The following is a 20,020-nucleotide window of genomic DNA, read 5'->3' as shown; positions in this document are numbered from 1 at the left end:
CATTATTTCCCGGGAAAATGTCGCCTACTGTAGGCTTCCATTGTAGTCCTTTGTATTTCGACTTGGATAGACGGGTTTATTGCAAAAATAAAGATATTCACTTGTGAAATGTCGAGGTTTAAACCTTATCCTGCTTCTGTATTTAGTCCCTGTTCGCTGCCTTGAAAGAGGTAAAGATTTAGACTTCTCCTGCATATACATGTTCACATAACAATCCTTATATGGCTGAAGCTATGACCATTTTGCATTAAGAAAAGGCGCACCCATGCAATGTGCAGGTCATGGTGTCGATAAGGCATGTCCCACAGGGGGTAAAGGGATCATGGTGTCAGTAGACAGGAGGCTGTCGTGTGAAGAAGTGGTTAAGTTGGTTGTTAGGGGGCATACTGCTCCTGCTAATTGCTACAGGAGCAGTATGGGGTTGGGCAAACCATTATGTGAATACTACCGCTCTACCTCCCAGAGTACACTTGTCAAGCTGGCTGATTGGCGGTATGGAGCGGCAGTCATTTGAAACTGAACTACTAAATAAAATTAAAAAATTAGAGCAGACTCCAGTTCAATTTATATTTAAAGGGGCCAACCTTAACCCCGTGCAGACTACATTAAAAGACCTTGGTGTTCGCTATGATTCCAAACCGCTGCTGCTAGCCCTAGACAAACTCTTCACAGGAAGCTTATGGGAACGTTTCCAAGCCCGACGTACTTTTAAAGAAACGTGGGCACTCGGATTTACATGGAATAATAACATATGGAAACAGCGATTTAATTCTGCTTGGGAAACCCAGACTTTTGGCAAGCCTGTTAATGCTCGGCGTGAGATTACAGCTGCGGACCAAGTGGCGTATACGCCTGACAAAAAAGTATACCGGCTTGACCGAATGCAGATGGAGCAGCTTATTCGTGTGGCTATTCCTTCGGATTGGAGCCTGGATCAGCGGCTGACGATTGAGGTCCCGCTGGTGCAGGCAAGTGCGGCGATTACTTTAGAGACGCTTCAAAATGAAGGCATCGAGCGTAAAATTATCGAAGTATCTACCTTTCTTCGACCTGGTGATGCAGGTCGAATTCATAATGTAAATGCTGCCGCCAAAACTATTGATGATATGATCCTAAAGCCAGGAGAGGTATTCGACTACGATAAAGTAATCGCCAAAACGGAGCGCTTGTATGGATTCAAAGAAGCCCCCGTCATTTTGAATGGCAAACTCGTTCCTGGAATAGGCGGTGGAATCTGTCAAGTGTCGAGTACACTCTATAACGCTGTACTGCGTACCGGTCTTGACATCGTGGAGCGGCGCAATCACTCGATGCCAGTCGCTTATCTGCCTTTGGGTCTGGATGCAACCTTCTCGCAAGGTTATATTAATTTCAAATTTAAAAATACTACTGAAAAAAATCTGCTCATTCGTACTTCGACGGAACACGAAAAAATGACAGTCAAATTGTTTGGCACGATGGATGGCAGCATTACGTACAAAATGGAGACAAAAACAGTTAAAGTATTGGAACCTACTGTGAAGTATGTCAAAAACAGCGATCTCCCAATTGGGACACAAGAAACGCTGCAGCGAGGCAAGAAGGGATACACCGTTGAATCCTATCGGATTAAAATGCTTAACGGCAAAGAAGTATCTCGCGAGCGTATGGCTATAGATACGTACCGCGCACAGCCTACGCTTATCGCGATCAACTCTGGTGAAAATGGTCTTCACCAAGCACCAAACGAACAGAAACCAATTGTAGAGGACGGTGTTAATGGGCCAAACTTCAGATAAATGAATAGATCCATTTTCATTTTTATTACTACTGCTCTTTCACCCATAACAGATGATTACTCTTTCTATCCCCTGGTAAAACTGCCGTATATTCAGGCATCAACATGAGTAATGATTGGCATCACATTAATTCCCATATGAAAAGGGGCTGTTCCATGCAGGTGTAGTGACACCTCTCAGGAACAGCCCCTATCGCTGCATCAGCGCACACGCGTGAGGCCTCACAGGACCCTATTAACGCGCGGCTGAAGCCAATTCATTTACTTCTTAGCAGGATCACGCGCTGCTTAAACGCATTCCCTTCTAAATGAGGCACATAAATGTAAGGTAAACTGAAAATACCTTTACCATCTGCCCCATGCTTCTTGCTATCACTTCAAACGTTTAATTAGGATCACTTTACGCCATAATTTCCTTTTAGCGATCATTACAAGTTAAAACCTGTTTTCGTGCTCAACAAGCCACGATTCGGTTTTTTTGAGCGCCTCGCTTGCACGTCCGACTGCCGCCTGTACCTGTACGGTAGCCGTTCCACCGTACACATTACGGGCATTCACAACCTGCTCCGGTTGAAGGACTTCATAAATCGTCTCATCAAACAATGGCGAGAACTGCTTAAACTCCTCCAATGATAGATCAAGCAGGTACACATTTTTCTGAATACAGTACAGTACTGTCTTCCCGATTACTTCATGTGCCTGCCTGAAAGGCAGACCCTTGTTCACCAAGAAATCAGCGATATCGGTAGCGTTTGAGAAATCCTGCCGAACCGCTTGACGCATCCGATCACGGTTCACCTTCATCGTGGCAATCATCGGAGCAAACAAGCGCAAGGCACCATCCAAGGTGGAGACGGTGTCCAGCATCCCTTCTTTGTCTTCTTGCATATCCTTGTTATAAGCAAGCGGCAGCGACTTCAGTACGGTCAGCATTCCTACGAGATTGCCATATACCCGACCAGTCTTACCGCGAACTAACTCAGCGACATCAGGGTTCTTTTTCTGCGGCATAATACTCGAACCTGTACAGAATGCATCGTCGAGTTCGACAAATTGGAATTCTGTACTGGACCATAGTACCAACTCTTCACATAGGCGAGACAAGTGCATCATTACCATCGAGGCATTCGATAGAAACTCGACGATAAAGTCACGATCACTCACAGCATCCAAGCTGTTCTCGTACACACGTTCAAAGCCGAGTTGCTCAGCCACATCATGACGGTCAATCGGAAACGTAGTGCCAGCCAATGCCCCAGCTCCTAGTGGAAGCGTATTGATACGCTTATAGCTGTCTTGCAAGCGTTCAATATCACGTTCAAACATCGATACATACGCCATCAGGTGGTGGGCAAATAAGATTGGCTGCGCACGCTGTAAATGTGTATATCCGGGTACAATCGTATCGTAATTGGCCTTCGCCTGCTCCATCAGTGCGATCTGCAGCTTCGACAATAGTTCAACAAAAATAACGACATGCTTGCGCAAATAGAGATGCATATCTGTCGCCACCTGATCGTTGCGGCTGCGCCCCGTATGCAGCTTACCGCCAACAGGACCAATTAACTCAATGAGTTTCTTCTCAATATTCATATGAATATCTTCATCCGAAACGGAGTACACCATCTCTTTGCTGCGGATCAATTCCAACACTTGTGCCAAGCCTTGCTGAATCTGCTCTACATCTTCTTGTGGGACAATACCACAACGGCCAAGCATTGTGACGTGTGCTAGACTGCCTTGAATATCTTCTTCCGCCAATTGCTGATCAAATGAAATCGATGCGGTATACTGCTCCACTAGTTCATCTGTCTGTTTTGTAAACCGTCCGCCCCATAGTTTGCTCAAATAACTTCCCCCTAACCGCTTTCCACAGGTATACGTTTTCTACTTCTGTAACGAGCCAGTGCTGGAATATAGAATCAACACTATTCCCGGTTCCAACTGATACAGCAAGGAGAAAGTCTTAATTTCTATACTTCCCCCCTGCCCTGCAGCTTACTTGGACATTGACGCTTCAACTGCCGTCGCCTTCTGATCAAGCTTTAATTCCACACCATGCACACTTATGCCGTGCACTCCAGAAGCAACTTTGAGACGCAATGCATTCAGATGGATAAACCCTGTCGCGTCATTCTGATCATAGGCTTGAGACGGGTCAGCTTCCATTGTAGCGATGTCAGGGTTATACAAACTAACCGCGCTTTGGACGCCCGCACCTATTACATTGCCTTTATAAAGCTTCAAACGCACAGTCCCCGAGACATACTTCTGACTCTCTTGCACGAGTGCTTGGATCGCCAGCCGCTCCGGCGCAAACCAAAAGCCGTTGTAGACGATGGAACTATACTTAGAAATTAACGAATCGCGCAGATGCATGACCTCACGATCCATCGTTAATGACTCCATCTTACGATGCGCCGTAAACAGAATCGTTCCGCCTGGCGTCTCATATACACCGCGGCTCTTCATGCCTACGAAGCGATTCTCCACCATATCCACACGTCCAATCCCGTGTTTGCCCCCGATGGCATTTAATTGCTCCATGACCTGCAGTGGGCTTAACGTTTCACCATTAATGGCTACACAGTTCCCCTGTTCAAATGTCAGCTCCACATACTCCGCTGCATCAGGCGCGTCTTCCGGAGCTACGCTCAGTACAAACATCCCCTTGTTCTCATCCGCGCTTGGGTCAAACCAAGGGTCCTCTAGCACGCCGCTCTCAAAGCTGATATGGAGCAAGTTGCGGTCCATCGAGTATGGCTTAGCAGCAGATGCCTGCACCGGAATGTCATGCTTCTCAGCATATGCAATCATCTCTGCACGTCCAGGAAACTGTTCACGGAACGCTTCAGATCGCCATGGCGCAATCACCTTGATCTCTGGTGCCAAAGAAGCCGCCGTCAACTCAAAGCGAACTTGGTCGTTGCCTTTGCCTGTCGCGCCATGTGCGATCGCTATCGCACCTTCCGCTTTGGCGATTTCGACCATACGCTTAGCGATCAATGGCCGCGCAATACTCGTACCTAACAAGTATTGTCCTTCGTATAGAGCCCCCGCCTGAAACATCGGATATATAAAGTCGCTTGCAAATTCATCGCGCAAGTCGTCAATGTACACTTTGGAAGCACCAGTAGCAAGCGCCTTCTCTTCCAAACCTTCTAATTCATCTTTTTGTCCAATGTCAGCAGTAAACGCAATAATTTCGGCATCATAAGTTTCCTTTAACCATTTTAGAATCACAGACGTATCCAAACCGCCTGAATAAGCCAATACAATCTTATCTTTTGCCATGATAGGCTCCCCCCGCTTCTCTCTTCTCCAATCACTTCCAACGCTCACAACGTAACATTACGTCGTCATGTCCTCTTTAATCGTCTAGTCACGCATAAGGGAAGCCAGCACAGCTTTCTGTGCATGCAGACGATTCTCCGCCTGATCAAACACAATGGAACGGTTTCCATCAATTACACCTTCACTAACTTCCTCGCCACGGTGTGCAGGCAGACAATGCATAAACAAATAGTCTGACTTCGCCCACTTCACGAGTTCCTCATCCACCTGGAAGTCACGGAACGCAAGTTCACGCTTCTGCTGCTCGGATTCAAAGCCCATGCTGGCCCACACATCTGTATACACCACATCAGCATCAGCCACTGCTTCACGAGGATCATTAGTCAAGGTGATTGTTGAACCATACAGTTTGCCCTGCTCTTGCGCTTGTTTCACTACATCAGCATCTGGCGCATAATTGTTAGGCGTGGCAACCGTAATATTTATACCAAACTTCGACGCTCCCATAATAAGAGAATGCGCCATATTGTTGCCGTCACCGACATAAGCCACCTTTAACCCTTCCAACTTGCCCTTTTTCTCGTAAATCGTCATATAGTCAGCCAGCGCCTGGCAGGGATGATTAAGATCCGATAATCCATTAATGACAGGTACAGTCGCTGCTCGTGCCAAGTCAATGACAGTACGGTGAGCAAAGGTACGAATCATAATACCATCGACATAACGCGACAGTGTCTGTGCCGTATCGTATATCGTCTCTCCGCGTCCGATTTGAATGTCATTTTTGCTGAGAAATAAGGCAGTGCCCCCTAATTGAAACATCCCAACTTCAAAAGACACACGAGTACGGGTCGAAGACTTTTCAAAGATCATCGCTAGCGATTTCCCTCTTAATGCCTGTTCTGGATCTCCTGCTTTCTGCTTGCGCTTCAACTCTATACCATAGTGCATCAGCGCGTATAACTCCTCTTGCGTATAATCTGCAAGCGCGACAAAGTCACGCCCCCTCATATCTAATTGCGTATTCGTCATGTAGACCGCCACCTCCGTGTTTGAATGTTAGCTCTATTGCTCAATGGACGCGTCCATTACGATTCATATCGTATCCGTCGATTAACATGCAGCAGTTCCATTCCATGAAGGCTCTACCGCATGTTAATCATGTATTAAGAAGTTATTAGTTCAGACGGCCAAGGCCTTGATGTTCAGGAACCGGATGATTATTACATCCGACTACACTGTCACCGATGCTGCCTGTAAAATAGGCTGAAGTATGCTTATCGCTTCCTCAATCTCTTCTTTGGTTACAAGCAGATTAGGCAGCAGACGAATGACGTTAGGTCCTGCAGAGACAAACAGCAAGCCTGCTTGCTGAGCCTCCGCCAGCATCCCTTGCACAGGAATGTGGCATTCAATACCGATAAGCAGTCCTATACCACGAATCTCTTTGACAATTGGCAAAGAGCCGATCTTATCGTGCAGCTGTGCCATGAGATACGTTCCAGTATCAGCCACGCGAGCTGCTATTTGCTCGCTGATATGTGTTTCGAGCGTTCCGATTACAGCAGACATCGACAATGGTGTGCCACCGAAGGTTGAAGCATGGCTTCCTGGTCCAAAAGCTTCTCGCAAATATCCCTTGGCAAGCATCGCCCCCACTGGGAAGCCGCTTCCCAGTCCTTTTGCCAAAGTGAAAATATCAGGCTGCAGGCCATAATGCTCGTGCGCGAACATCCGCCCTGTCCGCCCCATTCCTGTCTGCACTTCATCAATGATCAGCAGCAGACCCTGCTCCTTGCACAGCGTCTCAACTTCCGCTGCAAATTCAGGCTGCAGCAAGTTAATTCCGCCCTCCGCTTGGACGATTTCCAGCATGATGGCCCCTGTCTTATCGCTAATTGCACCACGGAGCGCTTCAATATCATTCAGCGGTACATAGCTAAAGCCCTCAGGTAATGGCGCAAATCCATCCTTAACCTTATCCTGCCCCGTTGCAGTCAAAGTTGCGAGTGTCCGACCATGGAACGATTGGTGAAACGTGATAATCTCATACCGTCCCGTGCCAGCTATATTTTGTTGGTAACGACGAGCTAGCTTAATCGCCGCTTCATTGGCCTCTGCGCCGCTGTTGCAGAAAAATACAGCATCCGCACAGCTGTGCTTCACCAGCAATGCCGCAGCCTCTTCCTGCTGAGGAATATGAAACAGGTTCGATACATGCCACAACGTATCCAGTTGTGCTACGATCTTCGCCTTTACTTGCGCTGGTGCATGCCCTAGATTCGTCACGGCCAAGCCACTCATAAAGTCCAAATAACATTTTCCAGCGTCATCCCATAAACGACTGCCCTCACCCTTGACCAAAGCGATCGGATAACGTGCATACGTCGGAAACAGCGCACTTTCTTCGGCTGCTGTATAGTTAATTGAAGTTGACATTATGATTCATCTCCATTCATCATCTATCATCGCTTTACATGCTGCCCTTAGCGGCATTACTTCCTTTAAGCCTCACATCAAGTACATAAGTTCTTAAAATGGATTCACTTCAATCTCATCGTCGTGAACTCGCCGTATGTACGGTTGCGCGTACAATACGAGTACCGATCGCTTCACCTGCTGCAAGCCGCTTCAACACATTCGGCTCAGAACCTTGTGCGATAACAACCTCCGATACACCACCATCCAAGCACTTCATTGCAGCTCGTACCTTTGGAATCATACCACCGTAAATGTCACCGCCTGTAATCATTGCTTCAATCTGTTCTGTTGACACAACAGGCAGAACAACCTTCTCATCATCTACAACCTTCATAATTCCGGGTACGTCTGTAATAACTAGCAGACGCTCTACTCCCAGGTGAGCAGCCACTGCACCTGCCGCCGTATCTGCATTAATGTTGTAACGCTGACCCGTTCCATCTATGCCAATCGGAGCGATGACAGGCATATACCCCATGTTGAGCACACCTTCGATTAAGCTTGCATCTATACCAACAACATCCCCAACAAATCCAATCTCATCAGTTTGAGCCACTGGTTGCGCCGTAATTAGCTGCCCATCAGTCCCAGACAACCCGATGGCAGAGGCTCCGACACGGTGAAGGCGACGCACAATCTGTTTGTTCATGCCGCCTGCGAGTACCATTTCAACGACGTCCAGCACTTCTTCACTTGTCTTGCGAAGTCCGTTGACGAACTCCGTTTCGATACCAAGCTTCTGCAGCGTATCCGAGATTGCAGGCCCACCGCCATGTACAATAATCGGCACCGTTCCTTCAAGCTGTATATCCCGCAACTGCTCATAGAAAGAATCCGGCAAGTCAGCCAACGTACTCCCACCGCATTTCATAACAAATCGTGCTGCATTCATCCGTATCTCCTCCTTCTCTTGCAAGCTTTATCAACCAACAAGAATATCCACTGGGGTAAACCAGCTCTCTTTCCACATGTCTGAGGTTCAAATTTAGTTCTATCCCACAAACTTTTGCGACCTACCTTTTTTTGCATCAATTGCTTTTGCTCTAGGTTCGATAAGCTGCATTAATGCGTACATAATCGTAAGTCAGGTCACAGCCCCATGCTGTGGCTTTTCCTTCTTCCATATGGAGATTAACGGTGAATACTATCGTATCCTCCTTTAAATATTCAAGCGCCGCGTCTTCGTCAAATTTCACAGGTGTAGATTCCAGCAACACGGGAATCGATCCCAAATAAATATCAACCGCATCCGTTCGTACCTGCTCGCCTGAGTAACCTACTGCAGCAATAACACGTCCCCAGTTTGCATCAGCGCCAAATACCGCAGACTTCACGAGGCTTGAGCCTACAATAGACTTTGCGATCTTTTTCGCGGAGTCGTCGGAAGAAGCTCCCTTTATTCGTACCTCAATCAGCTTGGTCGCCCCTTCTCCATCACGGGCAATTGCCTTCGCCAGCACCGTACAAACATATTTGAATGCGGCCTGGTAAGCAGGCCACGCCTCATGCTGCTCCGTTAACGCTTCATGGACCGCGCAGCCGCTTGCCATAGCGAGCAGCATATCGTTAGTGCTCGTATCTCCGTCAACCGTGATCATATTAAATGTATCGTTAGTTGTCTGTTTAAGCAGTGCGTGCAGTACTGCGGGCTCAATGTTCGCATCTGTTGTCACAAACCCCAGCATCGTTGCCATGTTTGGATGAATCATACCGGACCCTTTTGCTGTTCCGGCAATCGTAACGATCTCACCGTTAATGCGAAGTTGAACGCAAGCTTCCTTTTTAACCAGATCAGTCGTCAGTATAGCCTGACTGAACTGTTCAGCTCCGTCTCGTGCTGCTGTTAGCTGATCCCCGATGGATGCAATGCCCATTTCGACGCAATCCATCTTCAGATTCTCGCCAATAACCCCTGTTGAGGCTACCGCTACATAATGGGGTTCAACGCCAATCTGCTCCGCCATAGCGCTGCGCATTCGGTAGGCATCAGCTTCACCTTGCTTGCCCGTGCACGCGTTGGCATTGCCGCTGTTTACAATGACTGCCTGCAGCCTGCCCACCTCTGCCAGGCTGGCACGTGTAACACCAAGCGGTGCCGCTTGGAAGGCGTTCAACGTGTACACAGCAGCTGCAGCAGCCGGCACGTCACAGACGATCGCACCAAGATCATTGCGGGACGTCTTCTTTAAGCCGCAATGAAGCCCACCGGCACGGAACCCTGCTGGAGTGGTTACCGAACCGTCAATAATTTGAAACGGCAAACTGTCCATATCCTCTTCCAGTTCTGTAGTAAAACAACTGGCCGTTGTCGTTTGAATCGTCATCAGGCATCCCTCGCCTTTCATTTTTAAATCTGACTCTATTAAAAACAGCTATTTATGGGTATACTGGAGCATAGAACAAGCCTGTCGTTTCATCCCAGCCCATCATTAAGTTCAGGTTCTGTATCGCTTGACCAGCTGCGCCTTTTACCACATTATCAATGACCGATACAATGGTCACACGCTGTGTTCGTTCATCTACCGCAAAGCCGATATCGCAGAAGTTGGAGCCGTACACTTCCTTAGTAGCTGGCCACTGGCCGGCAGGACGAACTCTTACAAACTGACGCCCCTCATACAGCTCACTATACAATTGAACAAAATCACGATTCGTATATCTTCCATTTAGCTTGGCATACATCGTACACATAATGCCGCGTGTCATAGGTGTCAAATGCGGCGTGAATGTAACCGTTACAGGCTTGCCATAAATATTCGTTAGCACCTGTTCGATCTCTGGTGTATGCTGGTGTGTATTTATCTTGTAAGCCTTAAAGTTCTCATTAATCTCCGAGTAGTGCACCGTTAGACTTGTGCCTCTACCTGCACCGGAGATACCTGATTTTGCATCGATGATGATCGAATCGGGCTCCAGCCAATTGGCTTGCAGCGCGGGTGTCAAGCCGAGCAATGCTGCTGTTGCATAACAACCTGGATTAGAAATGAAGGACTTGCCCCGGACCTCTTCACCGTACCACTCGCACAGTCCATACACTGCTTGCTCCAGCGTGTCGACATCAACGGCTTCATGCTTATACCATTTCTCGTATTCCGCACTATTCTTCAACCGAAAATCGCCAGACAAGTCAATTACTTTCAAGCCAGCTTGCAGCAGCTGCGGCACTAGCTTGGCACTTACTCCTGTAGGTGTTGCAGTAAAGACAACATCTGCTTTCTGCCTCATAAGTTCTATATCAACGCCATCCAATGTATTACACATGATCTGATTCAAATGCGGATACCCGTCTGCCAAAGCCGTTCCAGAGCTCGAGGCCGATATGACAGACGTGATCTCCACTAATGGATGATGTAACAGAAATCGTATTAATTCAACGCCGCCATACCCGGTTGACCCTACAATAGCAACTTTTAAACGTGCTTGTGACATGTAACCTAATCTCCTTCACAATCAAATAAAAGACTGATGTTCACTAACGTCCGCTCCATCTATAGGCAATCGTTACCTGATGAATAAATATGTATCATTATACGACTCTATTTATAATAATACAACACCTTTACCAAAAAAATATCCGCAATGCAGCTTTATAAAAAGCAGCAATGCGGATATTAATCGCGCCCTACTATTATTCATGAATTTATGCATAAGCTTGTATAACTAAATTGCATAAGAGGAATGAGTACTACCTCACACAGCGTTGTGCCAACTAGGAGCTGAATGCTTTCCGCTGCAAATTTTACGGGTGTGATTCGTCAACAATAAGCTTCCTACATAAGGATTGACATCGTAGTCTATATTCAACTTATCAACTAATTAAGAATGTATTTTGAATCCCTCACCCAGCACTTCGTTCGTATCACTTATAATAACAAAAGCATGTGAGTCCACTGCTCGGACGATATTTTTAAGCTTAACAATCTCAGTTTGCCCGACTACGACCATTAATACGAGGCGACGGTCGCCCGTATATCCACCTTCACCATGAAGCTTGGTGAGACCACGATCCAGGTCGTTCAGAACGGCCTCACACATCTCCTCCGTCTTCTCCGTAATAATAAAGGCTACTTTTGTATAACCAAATCCTATCTGTACGACATCCAATGTCTTACTCATGACAAATAAACCGATTAGGGCATACATCGCATCTTCAAACGATAACAGCACACCTGCAAGCAAAATGACTATGCCGTCGCATATGGCAACGGCTAGCGGAAGGCCGATCCCAAGAAAGGTATGAATCAATTGAGCCGTAATCGCATTCCCACCTGTAGACCCTCTGCCCCGAAAAACGATACCAAGTCCAAGTCCAATACCAATTCCGCCAAATATTGCGGCAAGCAGCGGATTATGTGTACCTGCAGGAAGACCAGACGTAAGGTATACAAAGGATGGCAGTGCAATAGAACCAACTAACGTGCGGATGCCGTAGCGCTTTCCTAACAGAGAAACGCCTAGAATGAATAACGGAATATTAAATGCATATTGTGTAATGGCCGGTTTCCAGCCCAGCACGTCCTCCAGAACGATCGACAGACCCGAAATCCCTCCGGAAGCAATTTTGTTCGGTAGCTGAAGCATGTTAAACGTAATTGCCATAATAAAGGCACCAATCAGTATTAGAGCGTACTCCAGCACGGTTCGTGCCGGATGGCTAGCTGGCAGCAGCGGGCCACGCCGCGGCTTTTTGGTAAGGGATGGGGATGACATGTAATCTCTCCTTTTCAGTTCTCACTCACAGCAGTATGGTTATATATTAGAAAAATAGGCTTAGGCTAATAAAATAGACAGATTAGATCATGTTGCACGTTGATCAACGTAAATAGCAACTGAGAAATTTGCTGATGCTCTCTCATGCTGACCAGTTCCTAACTTCCCGCAACTGCCCCTTAGTATACGCAACGCCTGCATACACATACTCTGTTCAGGCACAGCGTTCAAGTATAGCAAAAAACCTGCCCCGACAACGTCGGCGCAGGTTCATCATTCAATCCCCATATTTATTGTTCTGCAGGTTGTTGAATGCGCGATCTTAAGTACGATTCAATGAACTCATCGAGGTCCCCGTCCATGACGGCACCGACGTTGCCGGTTTCCACCGACGTGCGGTGGTCTTTGACCATACTATATGGATGGAACACGTAGGAACGAATCTGGCTGCCCCATGCGATTTCCATCTGCTCACCACGAATTTCCGCCAAGTGCTTGGCTTGTTCTTCGATCTTCTTCTCTACGAGCTTGGATCGAAGCAGCGTCATTGCCCGTTCACGGTTTTTGATCTGGGAGCGCTCTGTCTGGCATGTCACAACTACTCCACTCGGGAGATGGGTAATCCGGACGGCAGAATCCGTCGTATTGATATGCTGACCACCTGCACCACTCGCACGGTACGTATCAATCTTCAAGTCCTCAGTTCTGATCTCAACAGCGCTGTCGTCATTAATCTCCGGTACGACATCACACGATACAAATGAGGTATGCCGGCGGCCAGAAGAGTCGAATGGCGAAATGCGCACTAAGCGGTGCACGCCCTTCTCTGCCTTGAGATAACCATAAGCGTTGTAGCCCTTAATCAATAAGGTTACACTCTTAATACCCGCTTCATCACCTGGTAAATAGTCAAGCACCTCAACCTTAAAGCCTCGCTTTTCTGCCCATCGTGTATACATACGCAGCAGCATTTGGCCCCAGTCTTGAGACTCCGTACCACCAGCTCCCGGGTGCAGTTCCAGAATCGCATTGTATTTATCGTATTCTTCACTAAGAAGCAGTTGGAGTTCAAACTTCTCTACCTTGGCAAACAACTGCTTGATACTTTCCTCTATTTCACCAGCCAAGCCCTCGTCGTCTTCTTCCTCTGCAAGCTCCATCATCATCTCGATATCTTCCTGCTCTTGGAAAAGAACTTGATACTGGTCTACACTGCCTTTGACAGCATTCATTTCTGATATGAACGCCTGAGCGCGCTCATTATCGTCCCAGAAGTCTGGTGCAGCCATTTTCACTTCAAAATCTGCTATGAGTTCAAGCTTGAGGTCTAAGTCAAAGAGACCCCCTAAGATTTAATAATTTAGCTGCGAGCTCACGCAGCTGATGTCGAACGCTTGCATCGATCATCGTCAGTCACCTCTGTATCCATGATGATTGGCCTTTATCCGGGATGACAGATTACTCTGGCTGTACCAGATAAAGGCGAATAGCACTGAACAACGGGCGCCGATTCGGGCGCCCGTTGTTCTATCGTATGCACGGCACACTTCCTACGCGCTGGCACGTACCTATATCACGTGTCGTGACGCGATTACTGCTTGCCGTGGCATTGCTTATACTTCTTGCCACTGCCGCATGGACAAGGATCGTTACGGCCGATCGTGTCGTCCTTAGTTACTGGACGTTTTACGGCAGGCTCTGCATTAGTCGACATCTTGCTCTCCTCGACAACAGCCTGACGTTCCACGTTCTGCTCTACTTGAGCTTTCATGATGTAAGTGGATACCTCTTCTTGAATAGATGCAATCATGCTATTAAACATCTCATATCCTTCGAATTGGTATTCACGAAGTGGATCGGTACCGCCGTACGCACGAAGGTGGATACCTTGGCGAAGGTGATCCATCGCGTCGATATGATCCATCCACTTGGAGTCTACAGCGCGTAATACGATAACCTTCTCAAATTCGCGCACGAGCTCTTCGCCCATCGCTTGCTCGCGTTCAATATATTTATCCATAACTTTATTAAATAAGAACTCTTTAAGCTCTTCTTGCTCTTTGCCCCACAGATCATCTCTTGTTAGCGTGCCCTCTTCCAGGAAGTGGCGCTGCATATAAGTGATAACCTCTTCGTATTCCCAGTTCTCTGGCACTTCTTCCTCACTGCAATGAGCATCTACGATCCGATCAATACAAGGCTTCAGCATATCCATAACGATTTGGCGGATGTTATCTGACTCCAACACTTCACGGCGCTGGCGATAAATAATCTCACGCTGTTGATTCATCACGTCGTCATATTGAAGAACCACTTTACGAAGATCGAAGTTGTTGCCTTCAACACGCTTCTGGGCTGATTCTACTGCACGTGTGATCAGCTTGGATTCGATTGGGGAATCCTCATCAAAGCCAAGGCGCTCCATCATGCCCAACACGTTGTCTGCTCCAAAACGGCGCATCAGTTCATCTTCCAGTGATAAATAGAACTGAGAGGAACCTGGGTCGCCCTGACGGCCTGCACGACCACGAAGCTGGTTATCAATACGACGGCTCTCATGTCGCTCAGTACCGATAATATGAAGGCCGCCAACTGTAGGCACGCCTTCTCCAAGCAAAATGTCTGTACCACGACCAGCCATGTTGGTTGCGATCGTTACAGAGCCTGGTTGGCCCGCACGTGAAATAATTTCCGCTTCCTCCGCATGGAACTTGGCATTAAGCACTTTATGTTGGATGCCTTTCTTGTGAAGCATATCCGAAAGGCGTTCTGAATTCTCAATGGATACCGTACCTACAAGAATCGGCTGATTCTTCTTATGACGCTCTACGATCTCATCAACCGCAGCGCGGAACTTACCATTCACCGTCTTATAGACGACATCCGGCATATCTTTACGCTGATTCGGCTTGTTCGTTGGAATTTGCAACACTTCAAGACCATAAATACTCTTGAACTCTTCTTCCTCTGTCTTCGCCGTACCTGTCATACCAGCCAACTTGCGATACATACGGAAGTAGTTCTGGAACGTAATCGTTGCGAGCGTCATGCTCTCGTTCTGAACTTCCAGTCCTTCCTTCGCTTCGATTGCCTGATGCAGACCATCGCTATAACGGCGGCCAGCCATCATACGACCTGTAAATTCGTCGACGATTACAACTTCACCGTCATTAACGACATAATCTACGTCTAGTCGCATAATAATATGCGCACGCAAAGCTTGCTGCACATGGTGATTCAACGTAACGTTCTTCACGTCAAACAAGTTCTCTACGCTAAATGCCTTCTCAGCCTTCGCCACACCCGCTTCGGACAAGGCTACTTGGCGAGTCTTCACGTCTACTGTGTAATCATCCTCGCTCAATCGGTTAATAAAGCGGTCTGCGGTAAAGTACATATCGGTAGACTTAGCAGCTTGACCGGAAATGATTAACGGTGTACGCGCTTCGTCAACGAGAATAGAGTCCACTTCATCGATAATTGCATAAGACAGCGGGCGCTGAACCATTTGTTCTTTATATAGCACCATATTGTCTCGTAGGTAATCAAAGCCGAACTCATTGTTTGTACCATATGTGATATCTGCTGCATAAGCTTCTTGCTTCATGTCTGGGTCCATGCCGTTCAAGTTAAGACCGACAGTCATACCCAAGAAATTGTAGATCTGCCCCATCTCTTCACTGTCACGTGTTGCCAAATAATCATTGACCGTAACCACGTGGACACCTTTGCCTGCAAGCGCATTTAAATAGACCGACAGGGTTCCGACAAGCGTCTTACCTTCCCCGGTCTTCATCTCTGCAATCTTGCCTTCGTGAAGCACCATACCCCCAAGCAACTGAACGTCATAATGACGCTTGCCAAGCACACGCTTGGATGCTTCGCGTACGGTAGCAAATGCTTCAGGCAGCAACTGTTCCAACGTATCGCCCTTCTCCAGACGAGCGCGGAATTCATCCGTCTTGGCGCGAAGCTGTTCATCCGAAAGTTTCTCGAAATCCGGCTCCATGCCATTGATAACCTCTACTGTTTTCATTAAACGCTTCACTTCGCGTTCATTGGTATCACCGAAAATTTTCTTTACAAGTCCTAGCATGGTTAACCCCTTTCATGCAAATCAGATCATTTATTGTCTATAGCCACATCTTGCTCGTGCGGTCTTCAGAAAAAGAACCTGTCCGTTGACTCGTTTTGCAATAAATTGTAACAGTTTCAAAGAGGAGTCGCAACCGTTATGGTCACTATCCTCCGTATATACAGCAATCTATACTCTATTATACGTTAAAAGAGCCTATTCCGTTGTGGAAATAGGCTCAGTTCATTACTGGTATGATATGCAGGCTCTGTTAGAGGTTAACTAATAAGGAAACATCTTGTTCCTATTACCCCTGTCCAGCAGCAGGCTGCATTGTGCTTAGCCCTGTTCAATGAGGCCATATCGTCCGTCATCCCGGCGATAGACAACATTGACTTCTTTCGTGTCCGCATTCGAGAATACGAAGAAGCTGTGTCCAATCATATTCATCTGGAGGATCGCTTCTTCCACATCCATCGGCTTCAACGTAAAGCGCTTCGTCCGCACAAGCTCGAGCATGTCCTCTTCTTCATGAGCAACTGTCGTTGACGGCTCTTCTCTGAATAACAGATTCAAGCTGTCGTCGCGTTGACGGAACTTGCGGTTCACCTTGGTCTTATGCTTGCGGATCTGACGCTCTAGCTTATCGACGACCGAATCAATCGATGCGTACATGTCCTTGCTGCGGTCCTCCGCTCGCAAGAGCAAGCCTGGCATTGGAATCGTGACTTCTACGTTATGCAAATCGCGGGTTACACTCAAAGTTACACTTACGTCAGAAGCGGGTGCTTCAAAATAGCGTTCAAGTCGGCTGAGTTTCTTCTCCACATATTCGCGAAGAGCTTCGGTTACTTCAATCTGTTGACCTCGAATGCTGTAATTCATAGTGCACTCCTCCTTTGCTTACCTTCATTATAACATAGGCAAAGGGTCGAATTCAAAATAACGTTTACAATTCATCGACACTTGCGTATACATTATTACCTATATAATGTACTTTTGAAACGAAGTCGAAAGTGTTAAAAAATGACTGAATGTAAACCGTGCTGCAACGTATGCAAATCAGTGCTCGCAGACTATTGCCTGTTCATAACTTACCTGATTCATAACGGCCATCAATCGGGTTCAGACACACTAAAAAAACCCTCTGACGAATCAGAGGGTTTAAATTAGCTAATCGAATCATATATAATTCGGCAATCGCCGTTATAATTACAATTTGATTACGTTAGCTGCTTGTGGTCCGCGTGCGCCTTCCACGATATCGAATTCTACAGATTGGCCTTCTTCCAAAGTCTTGAAGCCATCAGTTTGGATAGCGGAGAAGTGAACGAATACGTCGTTTCCTTCTGCAGTTTCGATAAAGCCGTAACCTTTCTCTGCGTTAAACCATTTCACTTTACCTTGCATCTTAAAATCATCCCTTCATCTTCAAATCCGTAGGTAAATGTACCCTACAAATCGACTATATCACCGGGTGGAAGCGGTGTCAATGAGAAAAGGGATTTTTTTCTTATAACCGTAGAGGATATTCGTATCTACTATAAATCGAAAACAACTTGTATCAATTATTCATATACCACGAAGCAAGAACACCATTTTATACACATTCTCATCTTCAATAAAATATATATACGCGTTATTTCGTTGCAACAAAATTTATCCCTAGCATATGCAGACTTCTCTTATTTCTCTTCAGTAAGTACACATATTTTATTGAAAAGAAGCCACTGAGTAATGTTATTCTAGTATTCAAATTATTGTTTTAAATAAAGACTTCATTAGTATACTTTTTCAAGAGTATACGTTTGGACCCATTCCGATGATGGATTCATCTCTTTCATTTGTAACAAAACTACATCAGCTTCGTCATACATTTTCTGCTCGACCAGCAGAAGGAGAGTTTCATAAGCATACTCAAACTCACGATTAAGCTCATAATTTAACTTAGCGTAGTGCAAGGCATCTTCAATATGGTTCAAATTCTTTAATATCTGTACAACAAGGGCGTAAATCTTAGTATTATCATGCCGATTAGGGGATTCTACAATTACCTCCACTGCTAGTTCAGAAAATCCCTTTTTAAATAATTGTGAGGCCATGTGGTATCTAAGTATCGGGTTACTATTTATTAATATCAGTCTTTCAACCTCATCATACTTCTGTATCGACATTAGGTCCTGACATAACTCCGACCATATTTCTTCCAATTCATTTGAAATGGTCGACAGGTTATTGTCTACGCCAGTAACGACCTTTAGGAGCCACTTCCATTCCTTGTCTCTTAAGTTAAAGACTACTTTATGTTCCCTCATGAGAGTTACGTCCCTGGTGAGCAAGCTTATTAATAAAAGATCCCTTCTTAGTTCTGTGCCAATCTCCTGAGCATCGGATAGCAACATCATAGCCTGCTCATAATTTCCTTCGACAATATGAAGCCAAGCACGAACTGTTGAAGGCGGTTCTACATTATAACATTTAATCAAATCAACTGTTCCAGGGTGGCGTAATTTATACAATGCTGCAATAATTTGTTCAACTCTACCTGACTTGGTGAAAGGCCATATTTTAATCAGAGCCTCTACGAAATCTACTCCTGTTAAAGTTGGATGCAAATCTACAAATATTTTAATTAGGAAAATTAAATCCGGCGCTTCTTGAGCACCCAATAAAACATGTTTTTGAGCAGAAGTATGGTCGCCTCTTTTTAAATATAATTCAGCCAGCTTACCATGTGCTAAATAAGACCCTGTACCCTCGATATGGTTAAATTGTATAATTTCTCTATCCTCACCGATGTCTAAACAGTTATGGAAACATAGAATGGCATCTTCAAAGTAATTGTAATGTTCATATAACAAGCCCAGTTTAAACTGAAAATCAGCTTTCATCGGATATAGCATAGAGCTATCTCGTCCTATCTGAATAGCTTCATCATGGCGCTTTAAGTCAGTCAAGCACTTCATTATATAAAGCAAAATCCTAGCTGCATATGAGAACTCCTTCCCTAATTCATAAGCCTTTTGTAGTGCTTTCAATGCTTCTTCAGGATGATTGTCATTCGAAAGCTGCATTCCCAGATTATAGTAATTAAAGGCATTCGGATTTTTACGAACTTCTTCCTTAATGATATTCATATTCCTGCTCGATTTAGCCTTATCTTGTACAATATGTTCCAAATATCCATCGTGATGAATCGTGGCATCCAAGAAACTGTGTGATCGATCACTATGTTTAATGATGTTGATTTGCTCGTGAAGCGCACCCTCATATTTGAATTCTGGGGCATTTCTAAATAATCTTACAAACTGATGTACTTCAGCCATACCTGAACCAATATCATTTCTTATTCTTAGAAAATAGTAGTCCTTATTTAACTCATCTTTAAGAAAATCAGCTTCACCATCTAAAAATTCATCTGCATCCAAATGTAAAATATAATCGCAGGTGGCATAGCTAAGTGCGTAATTGCGCGCTTCAGCAAAATCATTTGTCCATACAAATGAATAAACTTTATCAGTATAATGTTTTGCTATCTCCACAGTTCGATCCTTTGAACCGGTATCTATAATTATAATTTCCTGCACAACTTCTTTAACACTGTCCAGGCACCTTGCAAGGCATCTTTCTTCATCTTTTACGATCATACATAATGATATAGTAGGTACTTTCATTTGACTTTC

Annotated in this window: 14 protein-coding genes; 1 reads left to right on the top strand and 13 read right to left on the bottom strand. The window is 45.8% G+C overall.

Annotated features, from left to right (window positions below; all coding sequences use genetic code 11):
* The first annotated feature begins 350 nt into the window (after positions 1-350).
* Positions 351-1,778, top strand: a complete 1,428-nt coding sequence (locus QP775_RS12405; protein ID WP_285106370.1) for a VanW family protein — start codon at positions 351-353, stop codon at positions 1,776-1,778.
* A gap of 434 nt (positions 1,779-2,212) precedes the next feature.
* On the opposite strand, the gene argH is transcribed toward QP775_RS12405, so the two are convergent.
* From argH to QP775_RS12340, 13 genes are all read right to left on the bottom strand, one after another.
* Positions 2,213-3,625, bottom strand: coding sequence for an argininosuccinate lyase (gene argH / locus QP775_RS12400; protein ID WP_239328774.1), 1,413 nt, complete (start codon positions 3,623-3,625; stop codon positions 2,213-2,215).
* Between the two features lie 150 nt (positions 3,626-3,775).
* Positions 3,776-5,071, bottom strand: coding sequence for an argininosuccinate synthase (locus QP775_RS12395; RefSeq protein ID WP_239328775.1), 1,296 nt, complete (start codon positions 5,069-5,071; stop codon positions 3,776-3,778).
* An 84-nt stretch (positions 5,072-5,155) separates the two neighbouring features.
* Positions 5,156-6,103, bottom strand: coding sequence for an ornithine carbamoyltransferase (gene argF / locus QP775_RS12390; RefSeq protein ID WP_239328776.1), 948 nt, complete (start codon positions 6,101-6,103; stop codon positions 5,156-5,158).
* Between the two features lie 201 nt (positions 6,104-6,304).
* Positions 6,305-7,510, bottom strand: a complete 1,206-nt coding sequence (locus tag QP775_RS12385; RefSeq protein WP_285106366.1) for an acetylornithine transaminase — start codon at positions 7,508-7,510, stop codon at positions 6,305-6,307.
* Positions 7,511-7,625: 115 nt separating this feature from the next.
* Positions 7,626-8,444 carry an acetylglutamate kinase gene (gene argB / locus QP775_RS12380; protein ID WP_285106364.1) on the bottom strand — a complete coding sequence of 273 codons (819 nt, stop codon included), beginning with the start codon at positions 8,442-8,444 and terminating at the stop codon, positions 7,626-7,628.
* Between the two features lie 151 nt (positions 8,445-8,595).
* Positions 8,596-9,822 (bottom strand): bifunctional glutamate N-acetyltransferase/amino-acid acetyltransferase ArgJ, encoded by a 1,227-nt coding sequence (argJ, locus tag QP775_RS12375; protein WP_285106456.1) that lies wholly within the window; start codon positions 9,820-9,822, stop codon positions 8,596-8,598.
* A gap of 106 nt (positions 9,823-9,928) precedes the next feature.
* Positions 9,929-10,981 (bottom strand): N-acetyl-gamma-glutamyl-phosphate reductase, encoded by a 1,053-nt coding sequence (gene argC, locus QP775_RS12370; protein WP_239328779.1) that lies wholly within the window; start codon positions 10,979-10,981, stop codon positions 9,929-9,931.
* A gap of 387 nt (positions 10,982-11,368) precedes the next feature.
* The gene (locus tag QP775_RS12365; protein ID WP_285106362.1) at positions 11,369-12,262 is read right to left on the bottom strand and encodes a YitT family protein; all 894 of its coding nucleotides are present in this window, start codon (positions 12,260-12,262) and stop codon (positions 11,369-11,371) included.
* 290 nt (positions 12,263-12,552) lie between these two features.
* Positions 12,553-13,669 (bottom strand): peptide chain release factor 2 gene (gene prfB / locus QP775_RS12360; RefSeq protein ID WP_239328781.1). Its coding sequence is split into 2 segments (ribosomal slippage): positions 12,553-13,596 and positions 13,598-13,669, totalling 1,116 coding nucleotides; the frame shifts between segments, so codons are not numbered across the junction.
* 184 nt (positions 13,670-13,853) lie between these two features.
* Positions 13,854-16,358, bottom strand: coding sequence for a preprotein translocase subunit SecA (gene secA, locus QP775_RS12355; RefSeq protein WP_239328782.1), 2,505 nt, complete (start codon positions 16,356-16,358; stop codon positions 13,854-13,856).
* Between the two features lie 318 nt (positions 16,359-16,676).
* Complete coding sequence (gene hpf, locus QP775_RS12350) at positions 16,677-17,222, bottom strand: ribosome hibernation-promoting factor, HPF/YfiA family (protein WP_239328783.1); 546 nt, start codon at positions 17,220-17,222, stop codon at positions 16,677-16,679.
* A 327-nt stretch (positions 17,223-17,549) separates the two neighbouring features.
* Positions 17,550-17,747 (bottom strand): cold shock domain-containing protein, encoded by a 198-nt coding sequence (locus tag QP775_RS12345; protein ID WP_021257113.1) that lies wholly within the window; start codon positions 17,745-17,747, stop codon positions 17,550-17,552.
* 371 nt (positions 17,748-18,118) lie between these two features.
* Complete coding sequence (locus tag QP775_RS12340; RefSeq protein ID WP_285106355.1) at positions 18,119-20,011, bottom strand: tetratricopeptide repeat-containing glycosyltransferase family 2 protein; 1,893 nt, start codon at positions 20,009-20,011, stop codon at positions 18,119-18,121.
* Positions 20,012-20,020: the final 9 nt, after the last annotated feature.

Origin of the sequence: Paenibacillus sp. UMB4589-SE434, assembly GCF_030226685.1 — a bacterium.
GTDB lineage: Bacteria > Bacillota > Bacilli > Paenibacillales > Paenibacillaceae > Paenibacillus_B.
Note: the sequence above shows the minus strand (reverse complement) of the source record. Positions and strands in the feature narration are given on the sequence as shown.

What these genes read in the sequence shown, in the direction of transcription:
- QP775_RS12395 (WP_239328775.1), bottom strand. Translation starts at nt 5,071, where the DNA reads ATGGCAAAAGATAAGATTGTATTGGCTTATTCAGGCGGTTTGGATACG.
- argF (WP_239328776.1), bottom strand. Translation starts at nt 6,103, where the DNA reads ATGACGAATACGCAATTAGATATGAGGGGGCGTGACTTTGTCGCGCTT.
- QP775_RS12385 (WP_285106366.1), bottom strand. Translation starts at nt 7,510, where the DNA reads ATGTCAACTTCAATTAACTATACAGCAGCCGAAGAAAGTGCGCTGTTT.
- argB (WP_285106364.1), bottom strand. Translation starts at nt 8,444, where the DNA reads ATGAATGCAGCACGATTTGTTATGAAATGCGGTGGGAGTACGTTGGCT.
- argJ (WP_285106456.1), bottom strand. Translation starts at nt 9,822, where the DNA reads ATGGACAGTTTGCCGTTTCAAATTATTGACGGTTCGGTAACCACTCCA.
- argC (WP_239328779.1), bottom strand. Translation starts at nt 10,981, where the DNA reads ATGTCACAAGCACGTTTAAAAGTTGCTATTGTAGGGTCAACCGGGTAT.
- QP775_RS12365 (WP_285106362.1), bottom strand. Translation starts at nt 12,262, where the DNA reads ATGTCATCCCCATCCCTTACCAAAAAGCCGCGGCGTGGCCCGCTGCTG.
- secA (WP_239328782.1), bottom strand. Translation starts at nt 16,358, where the DNA reads ATGCTAGGACTTGTAAAGAAAATTTTCGGTGATACCAATGAACGCGAA.
- hpf (WP_239328783.1), bottom strand. Translation starts at nt 17,222, where the DNA reads ATGAATTACAGCATTCGAGGTCAACAGATTGAAGTAACCGAAGCTCTT.
- QP775_RS12345 (WP_021257113.1), bottom strand. Translation starts at nt 17,747, where the DNA reads ATGCAAGGTAAAGTGAAATGGTTTAACGCAGAGAAAGGTTACGGCTTT.
- QP775_RS12340 (WP_285106355.1), bottom strand. Translation starts at nt 20,011, where the DNA reads ATGAAAGTACCTACTATATCATTATGTATGATCGTAAAAGATGAAGAA.